This window comes from Dinoroseobacter sp. S375, from assembly GCF_049800775.1.
Taxonomy (GTDB): domain Bacteria; phylum Pseudomonadota; class Alphaproteobacteria; order Rhodobacterales; family Rhodobacteraceae; genus Dinoroseobacter.
Window position 1 is genome coordinate 110,222 of record NZ_JBNAFR010000001.1, and the last position, 26,953, is coordinate 137,174.

A 26,953-nucleotide genomic window follows, 5' to 3' on the forward strand; every position below is an offset into this window, starting at 1 on the left:
AGCCCATGTCCCCGTCCCGACCCAAAGCGCGCAATTTTTTCACGCGGCCCATGTCCTGACCGCATGGCGACCTTGCCAAAAACACATGCCGTCCCCCTACTGCGCCCAGCACCGAATGGGAGGTGTCTGCAAAGCCGCGCGCTTTGCGAGCGAGAGCCGCACCGGCCCGGCCCGATAACGGGTCCCCCGGCAGGCGGCGCAAACTGGAGGAAGACAATGAAATTCACTTTGATGACCGGCACCGCAATGATCGTGACCCTGGGCGCAAGCATGGCCACCGCGATGGATCGCGACGGCTGGCCCGAGAGCTTCACCGTGGGCACCGCGTCCCAGGGCGGGACCTATTTCGCCTATGGCTCCGGCTGGGCGAACCTTGTCGCCGAAGAGCTGGGCCTGTCGGGTGGCGGCGAAGTCACCGGCGGCCCGATGCAGAACATGGCGCTGGTCCATACGGGCGACGCGCAGTTCGGCATGACCACCATGGGCCCGGCCGCGGAATCCCTCAGCGGCACCAACCCCATCGCCCCGGGCCTGCAGATGACCGGCGCCTGCGCGATGTTCCCGATGTATCAGACGCCCTTCTCCGTGACGGCGCTGAGCTCGTCGGGCATCAGCTCCATCGCGGATATCCCGGACGGTGCCAAGATCGGCTTCGGCCCGGCGGGTTCCACCTCGGACACCTACTTCCCGCGCATGATGGAAACGCTTGGCGTGAACTTTGAACGCCGCAATGGTGGCTGGTCCGACCTGGGCGGTCAGCTGCAGGACGGTCTGCTGGACGTGATCGCCTTTGCCGCCGGTGTGCCGGTGCCCGCGGTCAGCCAGCTCGAAGTGCAGACGGATGTGAACATCATCGAGTTCACCGGGGAAGAGCAGGCCAAGATCCTCGAAGCCTTCCCGGTTTCCGAGTTCATGATCGGCGCGGACACCTATTCCACCCTGACCGAGGACGCGACCTCGGTTTCCATGTGGAACTTTGCCATCGCCAATTGTGACCTGCCCGCCTCCTTCGTCGAAGCGGTCGTGGACGTGGTCATGTCCGACAATGCCCGCATGGTCGGCATCCACAAGGCGGCTCGCTCCACCCTGCCCGAGAACTGGGACAAGAACGGCGTGCTGCAATGGCACCCGGGTGCTGCGGCCTGGTTCAAGGAAAATGCCGGGGCCGATATCCCCGACAGCATGATCCACGGCATGTAAGCCGACAGAGTTGGAAGGGCCGCGCCACAGCGGCCCTTCTTTTACGCGCGGAGGGAGCCGTGCTTGGGCGCAACGACGTCCAAACCGGAGTGAGGGAATGACAGATCAAACCAAGACCGAAGACGACCATCTGATTGCTGATGGCGTCGACGAGGAACCCACGGAGGCGAACCGTCGCCTGTTCGAGGGGCGCAATTTTATCCTGATCAGCGCGTTTGCAGCGCTGTATGCGGCTTTTCACATGGCTGCCCTGAACGGGTTGTCGATCTCGGAATGGACCGGGGTGACGATCCCCTTCCTGCCGACCTTCCCGCTGGAGACCTGGAATTTCCGGATCGTCCATATCGCGGGCGCGCTGGCGCTTGGCTTCCTGCTGTTTTCGGCGCGCACGGATTTCCCCGGCCCGGGCAAGGAAACCCCGATGCTGGGCTATGTGGCCTATGCGCTGATGATCCCGGCGCTGTTTTCGCTCGGCATGGCGGCGAGCTTCGCGATGGAGATCGCGAATGGCACCATGTGGAACGGCATCGATGAGGGCATCAAGTTCAACGAGACCTACCTCTTTGGTCTGCCCCTGATCATCGCAACCGCGGGCGCGATCGTGCTGAGCTGGTTTCACCGGCGCACGCGCGGCGGCTTTGCAGCCCCGGATCTGGTGCTGGCGGTCTGCGGCCTGGCCGTGGCGACCTATCTGATCACCATCTATGGCACGCTCATGCGGAACTCGACGGGCACGCCCTTTGCCCCGATCGGGATCTCGATTGCCGCCGTGGCGGGCACGGCCCTGATCATGGAGCTGACCCGCCGGGTGGCGGGCATGGCGCTGATCGTGATCGCGGCGATCTTCCTGACCTATGTCTTTATCGGTCAGTACATGCCGGGCTTCCTGAATGCCCCGGCCATCAGCTGGCAACGCTTCTTCAGCCAGGTCTACACGGATGCAGGCATCCTCGGGCCGACCACGGCTGTGAGCTCCACCTATATCATTCTCTTCATCATCTTCGCGGCCTTCCTGCAGGCCTCCAAGGTGGGCGATTACTTCGTGAACTTCGCCTTCGCCGCAGCTGGCCAGTCGCGCGGGGGTCCGGCCAAGGTGGCGATCTTTGCCTCCGGCCTGATGGGGATGATCAACGGCACCTCGGCGGGCAATGTGGTCGCCACGGGGTCGCTGACGATCCCGCTGATGAAGAAGGTGGGCTATCACAAGAAAACCGCCGGCGCGGTCGAGGCTGCTGCCTCCACCGGGGGCCAGATCATGCCGCCGATCATGGGGGCCGGTGCCTTCATCATGGCCGAGATCACGGGCATTCCCTATACCGACATCGCCCTCGCAGCGGTGATCCCGGCGATCCTCTACTTCGTGTCGGTCTATTTCATGGTGGACATGGAAGCGGCCAAGCTCGGCATGCGCGGCATGTCCAAGGACGAGCTGCCGAAGTTCAACAAGATGGTGCGCCAGATCTATCTGTTCCTGCCGATCATCATCCTGATCTACGCGCTCTTCATGGGATACTCGGTGATCCGGGCAGGCACGCTCGCGACCATCGCGGCCGCCGTGGTGTCGTGGTTCACCCCGTTCCGCATGGGGCCCCGCTCCATCGTGAAGGCCTTTGAGATTGCGGGCACCATGTCCGTGCAGATCATCGCGGTCTGCGCCTGTGCGGGCATCATCGTGGGCGTGATCAGCCTGACCGGTGTCGGCGCACGCTTCTCGGCGGTCCTGCTGGGCATTGCGGATACGAGCCAGCTTCTGGCGCTGTTCTTTGCCATGTGCATCGCGATCCTGCTGGGGATGGGGATGCCGACCACGGCCGCCTATGCGGTGGCCGCCAGTGTGGTTGCCCCGGGCCTTGTGCAACTGGGCATCCCGCAGCTGACGGCGCATTTCTTCGTCTTCTACTTCGCGGTGCTCTCGGCCATCACGCCCCCTGTGGCGCTGGCGAGTTACGCGGCGGCGGGGATATCCGGGGCCAACCCGATGGAGACCTCCGTGGCCTCCTTCAAGATCGGGATCGCCGCCTTCGTGGTGCCCTTCATGTTCTTCTACAATGGCGCGCTCCTGATGGATGGCACCTGGCTGGAAGTGCTGCGGGCCGGTGGCACCGCCGTGGTCGGGGTCTTCCTGCTCAGCTCTGGCGTGCAGGGTTGGTTCATGGGCGGTCGCGCGGTCTGGTTCCTGCGGATCGGTCTGGTGGTCGCAGCGCTCCTGCTGATCGAAGGCGGGATCGTCACCGACCTTGCCGGGATCGGCCTGATCGCCGCGGTCTATTTCGTCCAGAAAGTGATCCGCCCGGCCCCGGGCGCAACCATCCCCGTACGCGGCGCGGACTGACCATGGAGAAGGTCACGCAGGACCCCGGTGATCCGACCTTCGTCCAGAACCCGTATCCGGTCTATGATCGGATGCGGGACCTCGGAGACCTGATCTGGTGGGAAGCCTACGGCATGGTCGTCTCTCCCAGCTACAAGGCCACGGCGGCGATCCTCAAGGATCGCCGTTTTGGTCGTGAACCGGTGGATCCGATCCCGGTACCCCCGCATCTGACCGATTTCTACGGGGTCGAGGCCCATTCCATGCTCGAGCTTGAGCCGCCGCGCCACACGCGGCTGCGCGGGCTGGTGACGCGCGCATTTACCTCGCGCCGCGTGGCGGCCCTTGCCCCCGAAATCGAGGCGCTCTGTCATGAGCTCATCGATGCCTTTCCCGAAGGGCCCTTCGACCTGTTGCCGCGCTATTGCACGCCCGTTCCGGTGCGGATCATCGCCCGGATGCTGGGCGTCCCCGAGGCCGAGGCGCCGCAGCTTCTGGCCTGGTCCCACGCCATGGTGGGCATGTATCAGGCCAGCCGCACCCACGCGATGGAGGTTGCCGCCAATGACGCCGCGCGGGCCTTCACGGATTGGGTCAGTGACCTGATCACCGCCCGCCGCCGAAGCCCGGGCGAGGACCTTATGAGCGCGCTGATCGCCGCTGAGGAGGATGGCGCCCGGCTCAACCGCGAGGAGCTGATCACGACCGTGATCCTGCTGCTCAATGCCGGGCATGAGGCGACGGTCCACACGCTGGGCAACGGGGTGAAGACCTTGCTGGAAACCGGGCATCGCGACATCACCCCGGGGCTCGTCGAGGAGGTGTTGCGCTTTGACCCGCCGCTCCATGTTTTCACCCGGATCGCACGCGAGGAGGTCGAGGTCTTCGGCCACCGGTTCGCCCCCGGCGAGACCATCGGCTGCCTGCTGGCAGCGGCGAACCGGGATCCGGCCTTTGCCACCGATCCCCACCGGTTCGACCCGGCGCGTCAGATCAAGGGACAGAACATGGCCTTTGGCGCGGGGCTGCATTTCTGCGTGGGCGCGCCGCTGGCCCGGCTGGAGGTCGAGATTGCGCTCAGGGCCTTGTTTAACCGATGCCCGGCGCTGCGGCTGACGACCCCGCCGCGCTACGCGCCGATCTATCATTTCCACGGGCTCGAGACCTTGGAGGTCGCGCGCTAGGGGGTCAGGCTTCGGCCTTCTTCTCCCAGCGGCCGCTTTCCTGGCTCCAGTATTGCGCCGAGAGCCCGGCCCCGGTGACCTCGCGCCATTGGTCGCGGGCGGCCTGTACCGCGTCAGGATCGCCCCCGTCAAAGAGGATCGAGGCCCGTTCGAGCCCGCCAACCTCGCCCGGGTCAAGTTTTGCGCCCTCGACGCAGATCAGGGCGGTCCGATCCGCCACCGGCAGATCGACCCCCATCAATACGGGCTGATCCGCATCATGGGGTCCCCCGGCGAGGCCATGGGGCAGGAACCCCTCCTCGGGCTTGAGCCAGAGCAGCTCGTCGAGCCGCTCCAGCCCCGCCTGATTGCTGCCGCGCAGGGCGACGCGCCAACCGGCGGCCAGGGATTTCTCCAACAGCACCGGCAGGGTCGCGTCGAGCGGCGTCCGGGTCATGTGGTAGAAATAGACCGCGCCCATGGTGCCGGACCGATCAGGACTGCTCGTAGTCGTCGCGGATCAACCGGTCGAGCGCGCGCACGCCCCAGCCGGTCGCCCCCGCGGGCGCGTAGTCGGTCGCCGATTTGACCGAGGCCGTGCCCGCGATATCCAGATGGCACCAAGGGGTCTCGTCCTTGACGAACCGGCCCAGGAACTGCGCCGCCGTGATCGAGCCTGCCGGACGCCCGCCGGTATTCTTGATATCCGCGACGCGGGACTTGATCAGCTTGGCATAAGCCGGGCCCATGGGCATCCGCCACGCGCCCTCCCCCTCGGCGCCGGCGGCCTTGATGAAGGCCCCGCTCAGCGCGTCGGAATTCGAGAAGACCCCGGCGTTTTCATGGCCGAGCCCGATGATGATCGCCCCTGTCAGGGTCGCGAGGTTGATCATGCCCGTGGGGTTGAAGGTCTCTTGCGTGTACCAGAGCACATCGGCCAGAACGAGCCGCCCCTCGGCATCGGTGTTGATCACCTCGATCGTGTCGCCCTTCATCGAGGTCACCACATCGCCGGGCCGCTGGGCCTTGCCGTCGGGCATGTTCTCGACGAGGCCCACCAGCCCCACGACATTGGCCTTGGCCTTGCGCAGGGCCAGCGTGCGCATGACGCCCGCCACGACTCCCGCGCCGCCCATATCCATGGTCATGTCTTCCATGCCGCCCGCCGGTTTCAGCGAGATGCCCCCGGTGTCAAAGACCACGCCCTTGCCGACCAGTGCAAACGGGGCCTCGTCCCCACCGCCCATCCATTTCATGATGACGATCTTCGAGGGGCTTTCCGAGCCCTGCCCGACCCCGAGCAGCGCGTCCATGCCGAGCTCGGCCATCTCGGCCTCTTCGAGCACGGAAACCTCGAGCCCGAGGTCTTGCATCGCAATGAGCCGGTCGGCGAACTCGGTGGTGGTCAGCACATTGGCGGGCTCGTTCACCAGATCGCGGGTGAAGAATACGCCTTCGGCCACGGCCCGGTGATCCGCATAGGCGGCCTCGACCTCGGCCGGTTTCGCGGCCATGACCGTTATGCCACCTGTCTCGCCCTCTTGCTTGGATTTGCGCGCATCGAAGGTATAGACCCGCAAAGTGGCCCCGAAGGCGATTTCCTCCGCCGCCACTTGCGTGCCCGCCCAGATCGCCAGACCGCCCTTGCCGACCTTCGGGCCCAGCGCCGCGCCCGCCTTGCGCGCCTCCAGCCCCTTGGCCGTGCGCGCGAGCTTCACGATGATGACCTGATCCGTCGCCATGCCGGCAGGATACCCGAGCGTCAGGCTGTCACCGGATTTCAGCTTCTCGAAAGCCTCGCTCTCGACCGCGCGAGCCAAGGCGCCCTTGGTAAGCTTGTTGATCCGTTTGGCGCCCGGGTTGAGCGTGCCTTCGGCGGGCACAAACACCGCGATGCGGGCCGTTTCGGCGGCCAGGGCATCGAGATCGGTTTCGACGAAGGAGACGGGGACAAGCTCGGTCATGGGCTCTCTCTTGATATGATGTCCCGCCATACGTAGACCGGGTGCGGCGCGATGACCAGCCGATGGGCGCGTCAGAGCGGCTTGTGCGCTTTTCCCGGCGGTCCGAATGATCTAGGCTGCCGGTGAACCTGTTGGAAGGCCTCGCGCGACCGCCGATCATGCTCGCCCGCTATGACCGATATATCCTCGGCCGCCTGATGGTCACCTTCGGGTTTTTCACCCTGATCATCGTATTGATCTATTGGATCAACCGGTCGATCCGGCTGTTCGACCGGCTGATCGGCGATGGCCAGAGCCTTGCGCTCTTTGCGCAGCTGTCGCTGCTGAGCCTGCCTTACCTGATCTACCTGATGCTGCCGCTTTCGGCCTTTGCGGCCTCCGTGAGCACGGGCAACCGCATGGGATCGGACAGCGAGACCGTCGCGCTGCAGGCCGCGGGGATCAGTGCCTTCCGGATCGTGCGCCCGGCCTTCTACCTCGGCCTGATGGCCGCCGCGCTGATGCTGGTGCTGGCGCATTTGCTGGTCCCGCTCGCCCGGGTGACCATTGTCGATCTCGAGGACCGGCTGGCCGATGCGGTGGGCGCGCGCCTGCTGGAGCCGGGCAAGTTCCAGTCGCCGGTGGACGGCGTGACCGTGTTTGTTGGCGAGATCACCGATGAGGGCGTGCTGTCCAAGGTTCTGTTGTCGGATCAACGCGATGAGGCGACCGAGGTTCTCTATACCGCGAACCAGGCGCTGCTGCTGCAGGCCGAGACGGGTCCGCAGCTCGTGATGATTTCGGGGCTCGCGCAATCCCTGCGCGCAGATGGAACGCTGAGCATTCTGCATTTTGAGGATTTCGCACTCAGCCTCGGCACGGCCAGAATGCCCGAAGAGCGCGTGCTGCGCGACCTGCGGGGCTGGGACACGCTCAGCCTGCTGCGCGCCGAGCCCGAAACGCTGGAGTTGGTGCGCAAATCCAAGGCCGAGTTCCTGCACGAGGCCCATCGCCGCTTTGCCACCCCGGCCCTGGCGGTCTGCACCGCCGTGCTGGGCTTTGCCGCATTGCTGGTCGGCGGGTTCAGCCGCTTTGGCTTCTGGCAACAGGTGGCAGGGGCGATCGTACTGATCGTCGCGATCCAGCTCTTTGCCAATTTCGCCGAGGATCTCGCCCTGCAAAGCGACGAGGCCTGGCCGATCCTCTATGCGCCGGTGGTCTTTGCGGCCACGGCGGTGGGGATGTTGCTTTACCTCGCGGATCACCCGCTCAAGCGACGACGGCGCGATCCGGCGGAGGGGGCCACATGACCCTGCAATGGTATTTCGCCCGCCGCTTCGCCGTGAGTTTTCTGTCCATGCTGTCGATCTTTGCCGGTCTGATCTGGATGACCGACATGGTGGAAACCCTGCGCAGCCTTGCAAGCGATGAGTTCGGCATTCAGGAGGCCGCCGGGCTCGCCCTGTTGCAGCTGCCCGGCACGATCTATGAGGTCATCCCCCTGATCATGGTGCTGGCCACGATCACGCTGTTTCTCAAGATGGCGCGGACCTCGGAGCTGATCGTGACCCGCGCCGCCGGACGCTCAGCGATCCGCAGCCTGATCGCGCCCGTGCTGGTGGCGGCCCTGATCGGGGGGATCGGGATCAGCGCAATCAACCCCATAGTTGCCGCCACCTCGCGCATTGCCGACGAGACCCGGGACACGGTGCGCGGGCGGGTGACCAGCGTCCTCTCCCTGAGCCGTAACGGGCTCTGGCTGCGTCAGGCCGCACCGGACGGGCAGATCGTGATCCATGCCGCCGGGGTCAGCCCGGGGGGCACGGCGCTCTATGATGTGACCTTCCTGCGGTTTGACCGCGATGCCCTGCCCAAACAGCGGATCGCGGCCGCCCGGGCCGAGCTGGTCCCCGGGGCCTGGGACATGACCGGCGTCAAGACCTGGGATCTTTCGGGGCGGACCAATCCCGAGGCCTCTGCCGTGGAGCAGGCCTGGATGCGGCTGCCCTCGGACCTGACCCTGAACCAGATCCGCGACAGCTTTGGCGAGCCCTCGGCCATCCCGATCTGGCAATTGCCCGCCTTCATCACCCAGCTTGAGGCGGCGGGCTTCGCCGCGCTCAGCCACCGGGTCTGGCTCCATTCCGAGCTGGCCTCGCCGGTGTTCCTGATCTCGATGGTGCTGATCGGCGCGGCCTTCACCATGCGGCATACCCGGTTCGGACGGACCGGGCTGATGGTGCTCTTTGCCGTGCTTCTGGGCTTTTCCATGTATTTCCTCAAAAGCTTCGCATTGGTGCTCGGTGAAACTGGCAAGATCCCGGTGCTGATCGCTGCGTGGTTTCCGCCCCTGGCCGGGATCTGCCTCGCGCTGGCGCTTCTGTTGCATCAGGAGGACGGTTGATGCCCGGAGGCCTGCCCCGCGCCGGGACATTTGCGCGGCTGTGTCTGGGGGTGGCCGGTCTCGCGTTGCTGAGCACGGGCGCGCCCGCGCAAGAGACGCCTGCCCCCGCGACCCTGCTGGCCGATCAGATCACCGCGGATCCGAACGGGGTGCTCACCGCCAGCGGCTCGGTCGAGGTGATTTATGATGGGCGGCGGCTGCGCGCCGATACGATCATCTATGACACGCGCGACGAAAGCCTCCGGGTGGTTGGCCCGATCCAGCTCAGCTCCGGTCCGGGCTTCGTACTGCTTGCCTCGGAGGCCGAAATCGACGGTGCCTTGCGCGACGGCATCCTGCGCAGCGCGCGCCTTGTGCTGGACCAGAAGGTGCAGATCGCCGCCTCCGAGATCCAGCGGGTGAACGGGCGCTACACGCAGCTCTATCGCTCGGTCGCCTCCAGCTGCGAGGTCTGCGCCGACCGCCCCGTCCCCCTGTGGCAGATCCGGGCCAAGCGCATCGTCCATGACGAACTCGAGCGTCAGCTCTATTTCGAGAACGCCGTCTTCGAGGTCGCCGGTGTGCCGATCTTTTACCTGCCGCAGATGCGCGTGCCGGATCCGACGCTGGAACGGGCCACGGGCTTTCTCTTTCCCTCGGCGCGCACCACGAGCGCGCTCGGTGTCGGGATCGAGGTGCCGTACTTCATCGAGCTCGGGCCGGACAAGGATCTCACCCTCAGCCCGCAGCTCACCACGCGGAACTCGCGCACCCTCGGGGTGCGTTACCGTCAGGCCTTCGCGCGGGGCGAGCTGACCTTTGCAGGGGCGCTGACCCGCGACGAGCTGGAAGAGGGCGATCGCGGCTATGCCACGCTGGTCGGCACCTTTGATCTGGGGCGGGACTTTGTGCTGGATTTCGATCTCGAGACCGTGTCGGACGACCAGTATTACCGCGATTACGGCTTTGATGATGAAGACCGGATCGACAGCACGATCGAGGTCTCGCGCGTGCGCCGCGACAGCCTGCAACGGGGGACGGCGTCCTATTTCACCACGTTCCGCGCGGATGAGGATAACGAGACCATCCCCCGCTTCGTTCTCGATGGCGAATACACGCGGCGCTATGATGTGCCCGTGATCGGCGGCTATTCCGAAACCACGCTCAGCTTTCTCGGGCTGCAACGGGAATCCGACGAGGACGAAATCGGGCGCGATACGCGGCGGTTGAGCCTTGTGACCGACTGGCGGCGGAGCTGGACCAACGACCTCGGCATGGTGGGCACGGCGATAGGCGAGCTTGCCTTTGACGTGTTCGACACCCGGCATGACGAGGCCTTCCCCGACACGGTGACCCGTGTGACCCCGACCGTGGCGGCCGAGCTGCGCTGGCCCTTCTCGCGCACGGATGCGACCTCGCATAGCGTGCTCGAACCTGTGGTGCAGCTGGTCTGGTCCGAAGTGAACGGCGATGACGTGCCCAACGAGGACAGCACCGTGGCCGAGTTCGACGAGGCGAGCCTGTTCGACCTGAACCGCTTTGCCGGGCGCGACCAGCTCGAAAGCGGCTGGCGCGCCAATGTCGGTGTCACCTGGACCCGGTTCGACAATAGCGGCTGGATCAGCGGCGTGACCGTGGGGCGCGTGTTCCGCGAGAATCAGAACACGGCGCTCGCGCCGGGGGCCTCGGATACCGAGCGCGCCTCCGACTGGCTCGCCACCGTGCAGCTCGACAGTCCCGGTGGGCTGCAACTGATCAACCGGGCGCAATTCGCCTCGGATTTCTCGATCAACAAGAACGCCCTGCGCCTGGCATGGAGCGACCCGCGCAGCCGGCTCGGGCTGACCTATACGTGGCTGCGCGCATCGGAGGCGGAATCCCGCCCGTCGGACACCAATGAGGTCGTCCTCACCGCGGGACGGCAATTCAACGACACCTGGGCAGGAGGGCTCGAATACAGCTATGACTTCGATGCCTCCAGCTCGCGCGAAGCCGAATTGACCCTGCAATACCAGAACGAGTGTATTCGCGTGGATTTGTCCCTGTCGCAGGATTTCGACACGGTTGAGGATTTGCGCTCCACCACGGATTTTGGCATCAAGGTCTCGCTGATCGGCTTCGGCGCCGGACAGTCCGGCGCACAACGCAGCCGGGGATGCCGGGGATAGGATACCTTCCAGATATGCGACTTCCACACCTGCGACCGCTTCTCGCCTGTGCCGTGCTCTGCACCTTCCTGACCGGAGGGGGCATGGCCCAGACCTTTGGGCCCGTGATCACCGTCAATGGTACCGCGATCACCGGGTTCGAGCTTGACCAACGCGAGAAATTCATCCGGGCGCTGCGTCTGCCCGGGGACCCGGCGAGCCTTGCCCGCAATGCCCTGATCGAGGATCGCCTCAAGAACCAGGCGGCCGCCGCGGCGGGCCTGACCGCAGGCCCCGACGAGATCGAGCAAGGCCTGGCCGAGTTCGCCGGGCGCGCGAACCTGACCACCGAAGAGTTCATCCGCGCACTGGACGACGAAGGGGTGGCGCCCGAAACCTTCCGCGACTTCGTGCGCAGCGGCCTGCTCTGGCGGGCCCTCGTGCAGCAACGCTTCGGCCCCCGGGCGCGGGTCTCGCCCGCCGAGGTCGAACGCGCCCTTGCCCTGGCCGGAACGCAATCCGGCGCCCGGGTGCGTCTGGCCGAGATCATCATCCCTGCCCCGCCCGAGCAGCGCATCGAGGCCGAGGGCTTCATCGAGGACCTGCGGGAGCGCATTCGCACGGAGGCCGATTTCACCTCTGCGGTCCAAAGGTTCTCGGCAGCCCCGTCGCGCAACACCAACGGTTTGCGCGATTGGATCGCCCTCGCAGAGCTGCCCGGGCCGCTGGCACAGACGATCCTGACCCTGGCCCCGGGCGAAGTCTCGCCCGTCATTCCGCTGGGCGGTCAGGCGCTGGCCCTGTTTCAGGTTCGCGGATTTCAGGAAACCGCCCTGCAGACCCAGCCCACGATTGCAGCGGATATCGCGACCTTGCCGCTTTCGACGGATCCCGAAGCCGCCGCCCGGTTGCGCGCGCAGCTGGCGCGCGAGATCGACGTCTGTGACGACCTCTATGGTCTGGCGCGCAACCTGCCCGAAGGCGTTCTGCAGCGCGAGGTCTATGCCGCAGAGGATATTCCCCGCGACCTGGCCGTGGCCATCGCCGATCTGGACAATCAGGAAACGACCGAGATCCTCGGGGCGACCGGACCGATCCATGTCATGCTCTGCGCGCGCACCACGGCGCTGACCGAGGATGCCGAAGGCACCATCGAGCGGCAGCTCGTGAACCGCCGCCTTGCGTCCTACGCGGAGAACTACCTCGAAGAACTGCGCGCCGACGCCACCATCAAATGAGCCTTGCCCCCATCGCGCTGAGCTGTGGCGAACCCGCAGGCGTAGGCCCCGAAATTGCTGCCAAGGCCTGGGCTGAGCTGGGCGCGGAGCTGCCCTTTTGCCTACTGGGCGCGCCAGAGCATGTCGCAGCCCACGCCCCGGACACCCCCTTGGTCGCGATCACCGACCCTGCGGAAACGGTCTCGGCCGCGCGGCGCGGCCTCCCGGTTCTGGCGCAGCCCTTCGAGGGTCCGCTGACCCTCGGCAAACCGAACCCCGCCCATGCCAAGGGTGTGATCGACGCGATCGCCACGGGCGTTGCCCTGACCCGTAGCGGCACGGCCCGGGCGCTATGCACGGCGCCGATCCACAAGAAAGCCCTGCAGGACGGGGCCGGGTTCGCCTTTCCCGGCCATACGGAATTTCTCGCCCATCTCGGCGGTGACGTGCCCGTGGTCATGATGCTCGCCTGTCCCGAACTGCGCGTCGTGCCCGCGACGATCCATATCGCGATCGCTCAGGTGCCCGAGGCCCTGACACCCGCGCTGCTGGAGGAGGTCATCCGCGTCACCCGCGACGGGTTGCGCCGGGATTTCGGCATCGCCGCCCCCAGGATTGCCATTGCCGGGCTCAACCCCCATGCGGGCGAAGGCGGCGCGATGGGCTCCGAAGAGCTCGACTGGATCATTCCCCTGCTCGCGCGGATGCGCGAGGCGGGCTACGATCTGCGCGGACCGCTCTCGGCGGACACGATGTTCCATGCGGGCGCGCGGGCGGGCTATGATGCGGCCATCGCCATGTATCACGATCAGGCCCTGATCCCGATCAAGACCATCGATTTTGCGGGCGGGGTCAATGTCACCCTCGGCCTGCCTTTCATCCGCACCTCACCCGACCATGGCACGGCGCTCGACATCGCGGGACAGGGGCGCGCCGATGCAACCAGCCTGATCGCAGCCCTGCGCATGGCCGATGACATGGCCCGGCGGCGAGGCTGAGCCATGGCCCGGATCGACGACCTGCCCCCCCTGCGCGAGGTGATCGCGGCGCATCAGCTCTCGGCAAAGAAATCCCTCGGCCAGAACTTCCTGCTAGATCTCAACCTCACGGCGCGGATCGCCCGGGTGCCGGGTGATCTGAGCGGCGCAGACGTGCTCGAGGTCGGGCCCGGACCGGGCGGTCTGACCCGCGGGCTTCTGGCCGAGGGCGCGCGCAAGGTGCTGGCCATCGAAAAGGATGCCCGGTGCCTTCCGGCGCTGGCCGAGATCGCCGACGCCTATCCCGGACGGCTCGAGGTGGTGAATGGCGATGCGCTGGAGGTGGATCCGACCAGCCATCTGCGCCCGCCGATCCATATCGCGGCGAACCTGCCCTATAATGTCGGGACCGAATTGCTGGTGCGCTGGCTCACGCCCCCGGACTGGCCGCCCTTCTGGGACAGCCTGACCCTGATGTTCCAGCGCGAGGTGGCCGAACGGATCGTCGCGCAGCCGGGCAGCAAGGCCTATGGCCGCCTCGCGATCCTGGCCCAGTGGCGGACCGAGGCGCGCATTGCGCTGACCCTGCCGCCGCAGGCCTTCATCCCCGCGCCCAAGGTGCATTCCGCCGTCGTCCACCTCAAGGCCTTGCCCGCACCGCGCTTTCCGGCGGATCCGGCTGTCCTGAGCCGGGTCGTCGCCGCGGCGTTCAACCAACGGCGCAAGATGCTGCGCGCCAGCCTCAAGGGTCTCGCTCCGGATATCGAGGCCCGGTTGACACAGATTGGCATCGACCCCACGCGGCGGGCCGAAACCCTCAGCCTCGAGGAATTCTGCGCGCTTGCCCGACACCTGGCCTGAGCGGTCAAAACCGGCCAGGGCCTTTTTGCGTGCGTCCTTGGCACGGACATCTTACGGTTGAACGGCAATCCCGTAATACCCGGAGCCCCAAGATGCCCTTCCCAGCCCCGATCCTGACCCGCGCGACCCTCGTTGCATTGCTGCCGCTGAGCGCTGCGGCGCAAGACGCCGAGCCGGATACGTGGCGCTATCAGATCTCCCCCTATCTCTGGGGCGCGAGCCTTGAGGGGGATGCGGGCGTGATCCCGGGCCTGCCCCCGGCCGAGGTGGACCTGTCCTTCAGCGATATCCTCGACGATCTTGAAGTCGCGGCCATGGTGGTTGGTCAGGCCCGCAGGGGCGATTGGGCCCTGCAACTGGATCTGCAACATGTGCGCACGCGGTCCGAAGGGGCGGTCGGCGGGGCGGGCGTCGTGGCCGCCAAGGTCGACGCCACGATCCAGAGCGCAACCGCGCAGCTCGACTATCTCGCCTATGAGGGCCATGGCGCCGAGCTCTGGGTGACCGGGGGCCTGCGCTACTGGAATGTCGAGACGACACTGACCCTGGGCGCAGGCGATCCCGGGCAGGTCCGCGCGCGCGGCAGTGACAGCTGGTGGGACCCGGTGGTCGGACTGCGCGGGCGGATGCCGCTGGGCGCCTCGAGCTACGTGACGGGCTGGGCCTATCTCGGCGGCTTTGGCACGGGCTCGGATTTCATGACCGACCTCTTTCTCGGCGCCGGATACGACATCACCGAGACGGTCGCGCTGGTGGGGGGGATCCGCTATCAATCCGTGGACCGGACCAACCGGGACTTCATCTGGGATGTGGAACAAGCAGGCCCCGTGGTCGGGCTGACCGCCCGGTTCTGAGACCCGACATGACGACGCGAGCTATGGCACTGCGCGCGGGTCTTTGCGCCCTGTTTCTGGCCCTGAGCCCCTGCCTGGGGGCGGCGCAGCCTGTGGCGCTCGAAGAGCCAGCCGAGGCTGCCAATGCCACCCCGACCGAGAAGATCGGGTTCTCGCGCGGGTCCTTCATCGTCGCGCCGGTGCCGTTTCGGAACCCTGTCCTCGGATCCGGCGTGGCGGTCGGCGGCGCCTACCTGTTCAAGGATACGCTCGGGGCGGATACCTCGACCCTTGGTCTTGCCTATTTCCGCACCGAAGAGGGCAGCGAAGGCTATGGGCTGGGCGTGGATCTGAACTTCGGGCTGACCGGATGGAAGAGCACATTGCTGCTCGGGGATCTGAGCCTGAACTACGATCTTTTCGTCAATGGCACCCCCCTGCCTGTGCGCCAGACCGGCACGGGCGCGAAACTGAAATTCGCGCGCAGCCTGAGCGATACCGTGTCGCTCGGGGCCGGGCTGAGCTATCTGCGCTCGGATCTGGCCGCGGGGAACGGCGCGATCCTGCCACCCAGCCTGCAGCCGGATGCCAAGCTTGAATTGGCCAAGATCAGCTTCTCGACCGACTGGGACACGCGCGACAATACCGATTACCCGACCGCGGGCCGGTTGGCCCGTGCCGAGCTGAGCTACGGGCATCTGCTCAACGCGCGGGGGCGCGACTATTGGAAGGGCGTGGGCAGCCTGTCGGGCTACCACCCGGTCTTTGACCGGGGCGTTCTGGCCTGGACCGTGACCGGCTGCAGCGCCACGGAGGACGCGCCGTTCTTCGATGCCTGCTCGCTCGGGGGGACCGACGCGTTCCGGGGCTATGGCGCGACGGAATTCATCGACAGCGCCCTGATGTCGGGACAGATCGAGTATCGGGGCCGGCTTGTCGGGCGCTTGGGCTATGTGGCCTTCGCCGGGCTCGGCGGCAGCGGATCAAGGCTGGGCTCCGTCTTCGACGCGGGGCTGCGCGGTGCAGCCGGGTTGGGCGCACGCATCCGCCTGTCGAAATCCTTCCCTGTCGACTATGCCATCGACCTGTCGCGCAACAGCGACGGGGAGGGGCTGCTCTATGTCTATGTCGGGCAGCGCTTCTGAGCGTTATTCGGCAGGCTCCGTCGCCGGCGCCTCCTCGGCGGCCTGTGCCTCTAGCTCGGCGGCCTTCTTTTCGACCTGCTCCACGATGTGGTCGATCATATGCTCGTTCGACATCTTGTGGCTGGTCTTGCCCGCGAGATAGACCATGCCCGAGCCCGCACCGCCGCCGGTAAAGCCCACATCCGTCATCAACGCCTCACCCGGGCCGTTCACGACGCAGCCGATGATCGAGAGGCTCATGGGCGTCTTGATATGCTCCAGCCGATGCTCCAGCGCCTCGACGGTCTTGATGACGTCAAAGCCCTGCCGTGCACAGGACGGGCAAGAGATGATGTTCACGCCGCGGTGGCGCAAACCGAGGGATTTCAGGATCTCGTAGCCGACCTTGACCTCTTCGACCGGATCTGCCGAGAGGCTGACGCGGATCGTATCGCCAATCCCCATCCAAAGGAGGTTGCCGAGCCCGATGGCCGATTTGATCGTGCCCGAAACCAGCCCGCCGGCCTCGGTGATGCCGAGATGGATGGGCGCGTCCGTCACATCCGCCAGCGCCTGATAGGCGGCGGCCGAAAGGAAGACGTCCGACGCCTTGCAGGAGATCTTGAACTCGTGAAAATCGTTGTCCTGCAGGATCTTGATGTGATCGAGACCGCTTTCGACCATCGCTTCCGGACAGGGCTCGGCGTATTTGTCCAGCAGGTGCTTTTCCAGGCTGCCCGCATTCACCCCGATCCGGATCGAACAATTATGGTCGCGCGCGGCCTTGATGACTTCCTTGACCCGGCTTTCGTCGCCGATATTGCCCGGGTTGATCCGTAGGCAGGCCGCGCCTGCCTCGGCTGCCTCGATGCCGCGCTTATAATGGAAATGGATATCCGCGACGATGGGCACCGGGCTTTCGCGCACGATCTCTTTGAGCGCGCGGGAGCTGTCCTGGTCGGGCACCGAGATGCGCACGATATCCGCACCTGCCTCGGCAGCGGCCTGCACCTGAGCGATCGTGCCGGGAATATCCGTGGTCAGCGTGTTCGTCATGGTCTGCACCGCGATCGGTGCATCCCCGCCCACCGGCACATTGCCCACATGGATCTGACGGGACTTGCGCCGATAGATGTTGCGCCAGGGACGAACGGCATTGAGCGACATGGGAGTGCTTCCGGTAGACAGTGTTCAGTGTCAACTTAAGGACGCAGTCGCCCGCTGGCAACGGGCGCGCGTCCTATTCGGCCCCTTCGGGATCCGGGGGCAGGTCGAGGATGCGGGCTTCGGCCGTGGCGATCACCTCGCGCAGGGCGGCATCACCGTCGAGATCGGCGAGGGCGAAATCCGTGCTCAGGGTCTCGCGGGACAGGACCACGTTGGAGGCCACGGCCCCCGGTGCCCCGGCGGGACCGAACGTGTCGCCGTCCACGAGGAAATAGACGTCGCCGGAATTGCCCGCGCGCAAGGTCGCGGGTTCCTCGGAATTCGGGAGCACGAAGCTCTCCCCGGCATCGAGGATCTTTTCCAGCAGGATCGTGTTGTCGGCTGCGCGCACGCGTACCCAGGCCGGACGCTGGGCAACGATGGCAACGACGGGCGGCGGCGGGGCGACGACCTGCACCGGTGGCACGGGGTCTGTAGTTTTGGCGGTCGCCTCGGCAATGGCGATATCCATGGAGCTCGGCGCCGCTGGCGCGCGCCAGACCCCCACGGTCTCGGGATCGATGATCCCGATCGGCCCGTCGCGAGCCACGAGGATCGGCGCATCCAGCGCCTTGGGACGATAGAGCCGGCCCAGTGCCTCTTGCGAGGGGGTCACCACATCGGTGGTCACGGTCGCTTGCTGGGCGATGTTGCGGGTGGACAGGGGATCCAGCTCCGGCTCCAGTACGGGGGCCGTATCCACCGGGGCGACGGTCACGCGCTGCACCTCCTGCAGGATCGAGTAGCCGCCATAGCCGAGCATCCCGATCAGCCCGGCGAGCACCACGAAAGAGCCAAGCGCGCCTGCATTCATCCCCTCAAAGGGCGAGGGCCGCTGGGGCATCAGGGCGGTGGCCGAGGCCAGAAGCGGGTCCTCTTCGACCTTCGCGCGGCGACGTCCACGCTTGGCAGGCTCCGCGCTCGCCCCCGGTCGCGGGCTGCTCGCCTCCGGCTGCATGCCGTGGACGCCGGAAAACCCGCTCTCTTCGCAGAATTTCTGGAAGGCCCAGTCTGGGTCGAGCCCGAGATAGCGGGAATAGGAGCGGACATAGCCCGCGATGAAACCCGGCGTGTCGAACACCGCCGGATCCGCGTTCTCGATCGCGACAATATACGGGGCCTTGATGCGCAATTCGCGCTGCACATCGAGCAGAGATTTGTTGAGGGTCGCGCGTTCGCCGCGCATCACATCGCCAAGCGACAGGGCGTAGTCGTCGAACCCCTTCAGGTTAGACGTCTCTTCTTCCGTGCGCGGTGTCTTGCGCCCGATCATGCCACCTGCCCTTGATGTCGCACCTGTTCACCGGGTTTGACCGATTCGAGTGCTGTCTGCCTGATTGAGACGGTACCATATCCCCTTTCAAGGGGCAGTTAAAATTGGGACCGGGGCGATTCCTGCCGAAACCGCACGTCACATAAGCAAAAAGCCGCGGGATTTCCGCGGCTTGATCCTGTTTTTTAGGCGACCCGCTGCGGGGCCAGAACGCTGTCAGGCGCTCATCTCCTGCCGCGACAGGGCACAATGGCTCCACAGCTCGTCCATCGCATGCACCAGTTTCGAGATCATCTCGGGCGTATGGACGGGCGACGGGGTGAAGCGCAGTCGCTCGGTCCCTCGCGGTACGGTGGGGAAGTTGATCGGCTGTACATAGATGCCGTGATCCGCCAGCAGACGGTCCGAGATCATCTTGCATTTCACCGGATCGCCCACATGCACGGGCACGATATGGCTGCCATGATCGATGATCGGCAGGCCCAGCGCTTTGAGCCGCATCTTGAGGATCTTGGCGCCCATCTGATGGGCCTCGCGACGGGCCGTGTCGCCCTTGAGATGTCGCACGGAGGCCGCAGCGCCGGCGGCAATGGTCGGCGGGATCGACGTTGTGAAGATGAAGCCCGGCGCATAGGAGCGCACCGCGTCCACCATCTTGGCCGAGGCGGCGATATAGCCCCCCATCACGCCAAAGGCCTTGCCCAGCGTGCCGTTGATGATGTCGATCCGGTCCATCAGGCCCAGCTCTTCGCAGACCCCTGCTCCACGCGCACCATACATGCCGACCGCGTGAACCTCGTCGATATAGGTTAGCGCGCCGAACTCGTCCGCGAGATCGCAGATCGCCGCGATCGGGCCGAAATCGCCATCCATGGAATAGACCGATTCAAAGGCGATCACCTTGGGCGCGTCCTTGGGCAGCCCCTCAAGGATCTCGCGCAGATGCGCCAGATCGTTGTGGCGGAAGATATGCTTGGGGCAGTTGCCGTGGCGAATGCCCTGGATCATCGAGGCATGGTTCAGCTCATCCGAGATGATGTGCAGCCCCTGAAACAGGATCGGCAGGGTCGAAAGCGTCGCGTCATTGGCGATATAGGCCGAGGTAAAGAGCAGCGCCGCTTCTTTCTGGTGCAGGTCGGCGAGCTCGTCCTCCAGCGCATTGTGGAAGACCGTGGTGCCGGAAATGTTGCGCGTCCCGCCCGAGCCCGCGCCGGTGGCGTCAAGGGCTTCGTGCATGGCGTCGAGCACGACCGGGTGCTGACCCATGCCCAGATAGTCGTTCCCGCACCACACGGTGATGTCCTGCTCGGTCCCGTCGGGCCGGGTCCAGACCGCATGGGGGAAGGCGTCTTTCTTGCGGGCGATATCGATGAAGGTGCGATAACGGCCTTCGTCATGCAGGCGTTGCAGGGCGGTGTCGAGATGGCCGGTATAGTCCAAGGGGCTCTCCTAGGGCTTTGAGTATCGCTGACACCGCATAGCTAGGCGGCGTTGACGATGTTTAACAAGGCGCAAAATGACGCTGCATTGACCAAGATCAACCTCTGGGCGTGGCAGATCGACTGGACACCCGGTTCGGTTGGGATACCCTGCGCCGCGAATACACCTTTGAATATGCTGAGGCCAGATGTCCCCGACCCCCGATTTGAGCGCCGTTCTCCACCATATCGATGCCGAATTGCCGCAGGAACTGGATCGGTTGATGGCCCTGCTGCGCATCCCCTCGATCTCCACCGATCCGGCCCATGCCCGGGATTGCGACACTGCGGCCGACTGGCTGGTGGCGGAGCTTACCTCGCTGGGGGCCACGGCCGCCAAGCACCCGACCCCGGGCCATCCGATGGTGGTCGGGCACCTGCCGGGCGACGGGCCCCGCATGCTGTTTTACGGCCATTACGACGTGCAGCCGGTCGACCCGCTCGACCTGTGGGACAGACCGCCCTTCGAGCCCGAGCTGCAGGAGACGCCCAAGGGGCAGGTCATCCGCGGTCGCGGCGCTTGCGACGACAAGGGGCAGCTGATGACCTTCATCGCCGCCTGCCGCGCCTGGTTGGCCCATCACGAGACCCTGCCCATGGAGGTGGTCTTTTTCTTCGAGGGCGAGGAAGAGAGCGGCTCGCCCTCCCTCATCCCCTTCCTCGAAAGCAACAAGGACCTGCTCAAGGCCGATCTCGCCCTGATCTGCGACACCGGGCTCTTTGACGACCGGGCGCCGTCGATCATCACCTCCCTGCGCGGGTTGGCGGGGATCGAGATCACCCTGACCGGCGCGGATCGCGACCTGCATTCCGGTGGCTTCGGCGGCCCGGCGGCCAACCCGATCCGCATCCTGAGCCGGATCCTCGCCGGGCTCCATGACGAGACCGGGCGCGTGACCCTGCCCGGTTTCTACGAAGGCGTGCCCGAGGTTCCGGCAGAGCAGCTCGCCTCCTGGGAGGCGCTCGGGTTCGATGCGGCGGGCTTTCTCGGCGAGGTCGACCTGTCGGAGCTGGCGGGCGAGGACGGGTTTTCGGCGCTCGAGATGCTGTGGTCCCGCCCGACCTGCGAGATCAACGGGATCACCGGCGGCTACACCGGCGCGGGGTTCAAGACCGTGCTGCCGAGCCAGGCCAGCGCCAAGATCAGCTTCCGCCTCGTGGGGCAGCAGGACCCGCAGGCGATCCTCGACGCGCTGCGCGCCTACGTAGAAGCCGCCCTGCCCGCCGATGTCAGCGTGGCATTCACCCATCACGGCGCGGGCCCGGCCTCTCACATGAACACGACGCATCCGGCCTTTGAGCTGGCCCGCGAAGCCCTGACCGAGGAATGGGAAACCCCCGCTGCCTTTACCGGGGCTGGCGGGTCGATCCCCGTGGCGGGTTATTTCCAGACGATCCTCGGGATCGATTCGCTGCTGGCCGGGTTCGGGAAATCCGATGACGGTCTGCACTCGCCCAATGAGAAATACGACGTGGAAAGCTTCCGCAAAGGGACGCGGAGTTGGGCACGTTTCCTTGGGAAAGTCGCGGGATGAACGGCCTATACATCCAGAAAGGGTTGATTGTGCTCCATTTCAAAACGATTGCCTTTTAGGCGCTTTTGAGATTAAAATACACGCAGTTTAACATTTTGCATTTGCATGTATGTGTGAAGAGGGAACGAGTAATGGACTACAAGACAACTCTGGTGGCCATCGCCACCGCGCTTGGATTAAGCGCAGGGATTGCACAGGCCACGACGGTCGAGTTTGCATCCCCGGGATGGACCTACAACAACCCAGGCGCGAATGAACAAGTCGATTGGCGCGTCTCGGTCAATGATGACACCGCCGGCATCCTGTCCTTCGATGTGAGCATCGATGCAGGGTCGTCGGCAACCGGTGACATTCTGGGCTTTGCCTTCGATCTCGCCGATGCCGGCCTGACCCAGTCCGATATCAGCAACTTCACCTCGTCCACGGGTGAGGGCATTACCGGGTTCTTTACCGACAGCACCAGCTGCGGCAATGGCGGGTGCAACTGGAATGGCGCGACCAGCGACGATTTCGACTACATCCTGCGCGTCGGTGCCCAGGGCAGCGCGAATGGCTCGATCACGAGCCTGAGCTTCGACCTCGATGTGTCGGACACCTTCATGCTGTCCACGTCGACCCTGACGCGAGTGGGCATCCGGTCCCAAAGCCTCGGCGCCGCGCCCAATGGCGGTGGCGGCAGCTCCAAGGACATCAACACGGTTCCGAATGAACTCGTTGCAACGACGCCCATTCCGTTGCCCGCAGGGGCGTGGCTGCTGCTGACGGCGATGGGCGGATTGGGTGTCGCACGCTTGCGCAAGCGCAGCGCCTGACCCGAACAGATATCTGGCCTCGGCCTGCAGAGCCGTCCGGTGACCCGGGCGGCTTTTTTGCGCGCCTCAGCGGGCGGGCAAGAGCAGCGAACTGTCACCGTAGGAAAAGAACCTGTAGCGCTCGGCAATGGCGTGGGCATAGATCTCGCGGATCCGCTCGGCCCCCATCAGGGCGCTGACCAGCATCATCAGGGTCGATTTCGGCAGGTGGAAATTGGTCATCAGCCCATCGGTGATTTTGAACCGGTAGCCGGGATAGATGAAGATATCCGTGTCCCCTTCCCAAGCGCTTAGGCTGCCATCCTCCGCCGCGGCGGTCTCGATCAGGCGCAGGGCCGTGGTGCCCACGGGGATCACCCGCCCGCCAGCGGCGCGTGTGGCCGAAATCTCGGCAGCGGCCTCGGCGCTGATCTCGCCCCATTCCGCGTGCATCTTGTGGGTGGTCACGTCCTCGACCTTCACCGGCAGAAAAGTCCCGGCCCCCACATGCAGCGTAACATGGGAGAATTGCACCCCGCGCGCGCGCAGGGCTTCCAGGAGCGGCGCGTCGAAATGGAGCGAGGCCGTGGGCGCGGCCACCGCCCCCGAGCGCTCGGCAAAGACCGTCTGGTAATCCTCGTGATCGCGGGCATCCGCCGGGCGCTTGGCGGCGATATAGGGCGGCAGAGGCATCGCCCCGGCCTCGGCCAGAGCGGCGTCGAAATCCTCCCCTGTCAGGCCAAAGATCAGGCGGACATGGCCGTCGATCTTTTCGGCGACCGTGGCGCGCAGGGCGTCGGAGAACACGACCTCTTCCCCCTCGGCCAGCTTGCGCAGGGGTTTGGCGAGCGCCATCCAGCCCTCGGCGGCCGGCTCCAGCAGGGTGATCTCGACCTTCGCGGTCACCCTCCCCTGGGCCGAGTTGCGGGTCCGGGTCCCGAAAAGCCGTGCCGGGATCACCTTGGTGTTGTTCAGCACCAGCCGGTCCCCCGGCCCCAGCTCAGAGACCAGGTCGGTCACGTGGCGATCGCGCAGGGCTGCCGCCCCCTCGGCCACCAGAAGCCGCGCAGAAGAGCGCGGGCGCACCGGGCGGGTGGCGATCAGCGTGTCAGGCAGATCGAAATCGAAATCACTCAGATGCACGGGCAGATCCGGTCCGTTTGGAAGAGACGCTATTGCGTCAGGTCAGGGGGCGCGCGGCGGAAAAGGTCGCGAAACACGCCCGGTGTCAAGAGCGACAGCGGATTGACCTGCAGCTCGGGCTGCTGGGGCGAGCCGCTCACACGGTAGCTCACGCCCAAGAGCCCCTCGCCGCGCCGCGCCATGAGCGCGCCTCCCAGCCCGTTGAGCATGTAGATCGGCGAGACCACCCCCTGCAAGTCCAGCGCGTTCTGGGCGGGCATCACCGCCCCCTCGAAGGTGATCCCGATGGCCGGGCCATTGGCCCGCCCCTCGCGCAGGGTGATCCCCTCCGGCGAGAAGCTCAGCCCGGTCGCGATGGTGCTGAAGGCGATCCCGCCATTGGCCATCTGGTCCAGCAGGCCGACGACGCTGATCGCCGAGAGGAATTGCATCGCGCCGGGGGTTTCGATCAATCGGCCATCTGCAATCTCAAGCGTGCCGTCATAGATCGGCGTGCCGGGACGGGCCTCGAGCCGCAGGTCGAGCGCGCCGCCCTGCAGGGTGCGCAGCACGCCCGCATCGCGCAGCACCGCGCCCGCATCGGCGCTGGTCACCCGCACCAGCTGGGTGTTGCGCGCGCCACGGGTCAGGGTGATCTCCAACGGTGCGCCCCCGTTGGCCCTTGCGGTCAGCCGCCCGCCGATCACATCCTCGGTCAGGATCGCGCCCTGCACCGATTGCAGGCTGAGCGTGTCCGAGACGATGACCCGATCAAGCCGGAGCGGGATCTCGCTCGGCCGCCCCGCAGCGGCGCTGCCCGGTCGGGTACTCCCCTTGGGCAGCGCGCGCAGGTCGAGCACCCCGCCCGTCAGGGCCACAGCGGGCGGCACATTCGCCCCACGCCCGTTCAGCACGCCCTGCGCATCCAGCCACCCCCCGATCCGCACCCGGTCCAGGGTCATCCGGTCCACCCCTGCCCCTTCGGGTCGCAGGCTGATCGCGCCTTCGGCAAGAAAACCGGGGGCCGCGAGGCGAAACGCCTCGACCGCCCGGTCGGGCCCAAGCTCCAGCGTCATGGAGAGCGCGCCCTCGATGCCCTCGGCCTTTTGCCAGCCAAGCGCTGGGATCCGCACCCCAAGCCCGCGCATATCGGTCTCCAGCGTCAGACGCGGGGCGCGCCCGGGCATCAGGGTCAGGCGGTAGGCCGCCTCGGTCCGCCCGCTGAGCGTGCCCGGCGGCAGACGGACGCCCAGAGCCTGCAACCCGGCATCGCTGACCATGGCAGTGCCGGTCACCTCGGTTCCCTCGGCGCCGGGGGTGGCCAGCTGCCGGACCAGGCCGATATCGAGCGGTACGTCCTCAAGCGCACCGGCCCCGTTCAGGGTCACCGCCCCGTCGGAGATGCGGATCGTCACTTCGCCCTCGGCAAGGTCGCGATCCGGCGCAACCTCGTCGAAAACCACATCCGATAGCTGCGCCGTCAGCGCCAGCGTGTTGAGGTCCATCTTCGCCCCCTTGCGCAGAGGCACGCGCAGATCCCCCTCGGCCCGGGCTGTCCCGCTGAGCCGATCCGCCGGCAGACGCAGTTTCTCGGACAGCAGAACCGGGTGCCGGTCGAGCACATCGAAGGCCGCGGGAATGCTGCCAGAGGCTCGCAGATGCAGGTCCGCCGGGCCGCCGCGGACCCGCGTATCGGGGATCTGGAAGGTCGTGCCCGTCAGGTCCACCGGCCCGTTCGCGTCGCTGTCCATCTGTCCGGCGCTGGCGGTGATCGTGAGCGTATGGTCGAAAATCACCCCATGCCCGCGCCCACCGCGCACGGGCGGAAAGGCAGGCAGCACCCGCACCTCCGCCTGATCGAAATCAAAGCTCGCGGCGAGCTTGGGCCGCTCCCCCTGGGTCAGGCGCAGATGGGCGGTGATATTCTCGAGCTGCCCGGCCGAGAGGTTCTGGCGCAGCCATGTGCCCGGGCGCACGGCCCGTCCCGTCGCGGGCCAGAATTCCAGGATACGCTCCGCCGGGAGCGCGGCACTGGCAAAGGCGAACTCTGCGGTGAAGGGCGCCTCCGCCGGGATCCGCGCCGCGCCATGGCCGGTGATGCTGGCCGCGCCATCGACATCCGACACAAGGATCTGACCGAAATCCACCTCGCGCGTCGCGCCTTGCCACCAGCCGGAGGTCAGCACCCGCGCAACCGCGACCGGGCCTGCGAGAAACGGATCCGCATCGGCCCAGATCTCGGTCAGATCCAGCTGAAAGACCGCATTGGCCGGGGACGGCCCCGGGTTTGGGCGCGCCTCGACATAGGCCGCCCCTCTGGCGCGGAGCCGGTCCGACTTGAGGATCAGGTCATCCACATGCACCCGCCGCTGGGCCGGATCGTATATCCAGGTCGCCGCCCCATGCTCCACCACCGCGCGGCCCAGACGTGTGCCCAGATCCACCCGTCCGGGCCCAATCGAAAACTGACCCGACAGCGTGGCGAGCTGCCCTTCGGCGCTCAGTGCGCCCTCGACCCGGCCCGAGAGGCTCCCGCCATAGCGGGCCAGCGGCGCGAGGGCGGGCACTTGCTCGGCCAGAAGCGGCACGGGCAAGGTGGCAACCGCAAGCTCGAAGGCGATCCCGGGTGCGGATGCAGGGCTACGCAGGGCGAACTGCGCCGTCGCCCCGGCCTCGGGCAGCTCGAACGCGGCCGAAAGCTCGAGCCCCCCGCGCCCGACATCGAGCCGCGCCACCCCGTCGCTCAACGTCACCGGCGCGCCGACCCCCGCCGCCGTGACATCCAGCGTTAGGCCCGACAGCTCGACATCCCGCAGCGAGCTCAGGACCGGCGCCTGAAACGCATCCGTCACCTGCGCCACCAGATCCGGCAGTGCGAGCGCAGGCGTCTGGGCCCCCTGCGACGGCAGGGCAAGGCTCAGAAGGCCAGTCTCGTCCCGGCTCAGCCAAAGGCGCGCCCCCTCCAGCCGGATACGCTCGGGCTGGATCTCGGCCCGCATCAGCGCGCGCCGGGCGAAGGACACCTCAAGCTCGGGCAAGGTCACAGTCTCGCCGCTGCGCGTGGCGCGCAGGGTCACATCGCGCAGCTGGAGACGCGGGCGCCCGGCCGCGCTGAGCGACAGCTCCATCGCGCCGAGATCTGCGGCGGCCACCCCGTCAAGCAGGGTGTCGAGCCGGGCTTCGATCCGGTCCACAACGACGGCGGGCACCGCAACGCTGCCGCGCAGGGCCAGTGCCGCCAATCCCCCGAACGCCACCAGAAGCACCGCCGCTGCCAGCAGAACCACGAGCCCCGATCGCGCACGCCTGCGGCGCGGCCCGGACCGCTCCGCCGGGCGCGCGGGCGCGGCTCTGTCGCTGGGATCGATGCTCACCTGCGTGGGTTCCTC

At 66.4% G+C, this 26,953-nt stretch carries 20 protein-coding genes; 13 read left to right on the forward strand and 7 right to left on the reverse strand.

What is annotated here, in order from left to right; genetic code table 11:
- Window positions 1–216: 216 nt before the first annotated feature.
- The 3 genes from ACP150_RS00590 (at window position 217) to ACP150_RS00600 (ending at window position 4,695) form a co-directional block, all read left to right on the forward strand.
- Window positions 217–1,200: a TAXI family TRAP transporter solute-binding subunit gene (locus ACP150_RS00590; protein ID WP_424964589.1), complete on the forward strand. Its 984-nt coding sequence runs from the start codon at window positions 217–219 to the stop codon at window positions 1,198–1,200.
- A 97-nt stretch (window positions 1,201–1,297) separates the two neighbouring features.
- Window positions 1,298–3,532: a TRAP transporter permease gene (locus ACP150_RS00595; protein WP_424964590.1), complete on the forward strand. Its 2,235-nt coding sequence runs from the start codon at window positions 1,298–1,300 to the stop codon at window positions 3,530–3,532.
- 2 nt (window positions 3,533–3,534) lie between these two features.
- On the forward strand, window positions 3,535–4,695 hold the full coding sequence (locus tag ACP150_RS00600) for a cytochrome P450 (RefSeq protein WP_424964591.1): 1,161 nt from the start codon (window positions 3,535–3,537) through the stop codon (window positions 4,693–4,695).
- A 4-nt stretch (window positions 4,696–4,699) separates the two neighbouring features.
- On the opposite strand, the gene ACP150_RS00605 is transcribed toward ACP150_RS00600, so the two are convergent.
- Together ACP150_RS00605 and ACP150_RS00610 are read right to left on the reverse strand one after the other, a co-directional pair.
- Entirely contained in the window at window positions 4,700–5,155 is a 456-nt protein-coding gene (locus tag ACP150_RS00605) for a DNA polymerase III subunit chi (RefSeq protein WP_424964592.1), read from the reverse strand.
- Between the two features lie 13 nt (window positions 5,156–5,168).
- Window positions 5,169–6,638: a leucyl aminopeptidase gene (locus tag ACP150_RS00610; protein ID WP_424964593.1), complete on the reverse strand. Its 1,470-nt coding sequence runs from the start codon at window positions 6,636–6,638 to the stop codon at window positions 5,169–5,171.
- A gap of 122 nt (window positions 6,639–6,760) precedes the next feature.
- Here ACP150_RS00610 and ACP150_RS00615 point away from each other — a divergent pair, with 122 nt between their 5' ends.
- From ACP150_RS00615 to ACP150_RS00650, 8 genes are all read left to right on the forward strand, one after another.
- Window positions 6,761–7,927 (forward strand): LptF/LptG family permease, encoded by a 1,167-nt coding sequence (locus tag ACP150_RS00615; protein WP_424964594.1) that lies wholly within the window; start codon window positions 6,761–6,763, stop codon window positions 7,925–7,927.
- A complete protein-coding gene (gene lptG / locus ACP150_RS00620; RefSeq protein ID WP_424964595.1) occupies window positions 7,924–9,021 on the forward strand; it encodes an LPS export ABC transporter permease LptG in 1,098 nt (365 codons plus the stop codon). The genes ACP150_RS00615 and lptG overlap by 4 nt, the downstream gene beginning before the upstream one ends.
- Window positions 9,021–11,168: an LPS-assembly protein LptD gene (locus tag ACP150_RS00625; RefSeq protein WP_424964597.1), complete on the forward strand. Its 2,148-nt coding sequence runs from the start codon at window positions 9,021–9,023 to the stop codon at window positions 11,166–11,168. Before lptG ends, ACP150_RS00625 begins: the two co-directional genes overlap by 1 nt.
- Before the next feature lie 14 nt (window positions 11,169–11,182).
- Window positions 11,183–12,385 carry a peptidylprolyl isomerase gene (locus ACP150_RS00630; RefSeq protein ID WP_424964598.1) on the forward strand — a complete coding sequence of 401 codons (1,203 nt, stop codon included), beginning with the start codon at window positions 11,183–11,185 and terminating at the stop codon, window positions 12,383–12,385.
- Window positions 12,382–13,362: a 4-hydroxythreonine-4-phosphate dehydrogenase PdxA gene (gene pdxA / locus ACP150_RS00635; protein WP_424964599.1), complete on the forward strand. Its 981-nt coding sequence runs from the start codon at window positions 12,382–12,384 to the stop codon at window positions 13,360–13,362. The genes ACP150_RS00630 and pdxA overlap by 4 nt, the downstream gene beginning before the upstream one ends.
- A gap of 3 nt (window positions 13,363–13,365) precedes the next feature.
- Entirely contained in the window at window positions 13,366–14,202 is an 837-nt protein-coding gene (rsmA, locus tag ACP150_RS00640) for a 16S rRNA (adenine(1518)-N(6)/adenine(1519)-N(6))-dimethyltransferase RsmA (RefSeq protein ID WP_424964600.1), read from the forward strand.
- 92 nt (window positions 14,203–14,294) lie between these two features.
- Window positions 14,295–15,056: a hypothetical protein gene (locus tag ACP150_RS00645; RefSeq protein WP_424964601.1), complete on the forward strand. Its 762-nt coding sequence runs from the start codon at window positions 14,295–14,297 to the stop codon at window positions 15,054–15,056.
- A gap of 8 nt (window positions 15,057–15,064) precedes the next feature.
- Entirely contained in the window at window positions 15,065–16,180 is a 1,116-nt protein-coding gene (locus ACP150_RS00650; RefSeq protein WP_424964602.1) for a BamA/TamA family outer membrane protein, read from the forward strand.
- Window positions 16,181–16,183: 3 nt separating this feature from the next.
- Here the strand turns inward: ACP150_RS00650 and ispG are convergent, their stop codons facing one another.
- The 3 genes from ispG to hemA all read right to left on the reverse strand — a co-directional run bounded on the left by ispG (window position 16,184) and on the right by hemA (window position 20,078).
- Window positions 16,184–17,326, reverse strand: a complete 1,143-nt coding sequence (gene ispG, locus ACP150_RS00655; protein ID WP_424964603.1) for a flavodoxin-dependent (E)-4-hydroxy-3-methylbut-2-enyl-diphosphate synthase — start codon at window positions 17,324–17,326, stop codon at window positions 16,184–16,186.
- Between the two features lie 73 nt (window positions 17,327–17,399).
- Entirely contained in the window at window positions 17,400–18,638 is a 1,239-nt protein-coding gene (locus tag ACP150_RS00660) for a helix-turn-helix domain-containing protein (RefSeq protein WP_424964604.1), read from the reverse strand.
- 216 nt (window positions 18,639–18,854) lie between these two features.
- Entirely contained in the window at window positions 18,855–20,078 is a 1,224-nt protein-coding gene (hemA, locus tag ACP150_RS00665; protein WP_424964605.1) for a 5-aminolevulinate synthase, read from the reverse strand.
- Window positions 20,079–20,265: 187 nt separating this feature from the next.
- On the opposite strand from hemA, the gene ACP150_RS00670 reads away from it, so the two are divergent.
- Window positions 20,266–21,651, forward strand: coding sequence for a dipeptidase (locus ACP150_RS00670; protein WP_424964606.1), 1,386 nt, complete (start codon window positions 20,266–20,268; stop codon window positions 21,649–21,651).
- Between the two features lie 131 nt (window positions 21,652–21,782).
- Window positions 21,783–22,463: a VPLPA-CTERM sorting domain-containing protein gene (locus ACP150_RS00675; protein ID WP_424964607.1), complete on the forward strand. Its 681-nt coding sequence runs from the start codon at window positions 21,783–21,785 to the stop codon at window positions 22,461–22,463.
- Between the two features lie 66 nt (window positions 22,464–22,529).
- Here the strand turns inward: ACP150_RS00675 and queA are convergent, their stop codons facing one another.
- Window positions 22,530–23,585: a tRNA preQ1(34) S-adenosylmethionine ribosyltransferase-isomerase QueA gene (gene queA / locus ACP150_RS00680; protein WP_424964608.1), complete on the reverse strand. Its 1,056-nt coding sequence runs from the start codon at window positions 23,583–23,585 to the stop codon at window positions 22,530–22,532.
- A 29-nt stretch (window positions 23,586–23,614) separates the two neighbouring features.
- The gene (locus tag ACP150_RS00685; protein ID WP_424964609.1) at window positions 23,615–26,938 is read right to left on the reverse strand and encodes an AsmA-like C-terminal region-containing protein; all 3,324 of its coding nucleotides are present in this window, start codon (window positions 26,936–26,938) and stop codon (window positions 23,615–23,617) included.
- Window positions 26,939–26,953: the final 15 nt, after the last annotated feature.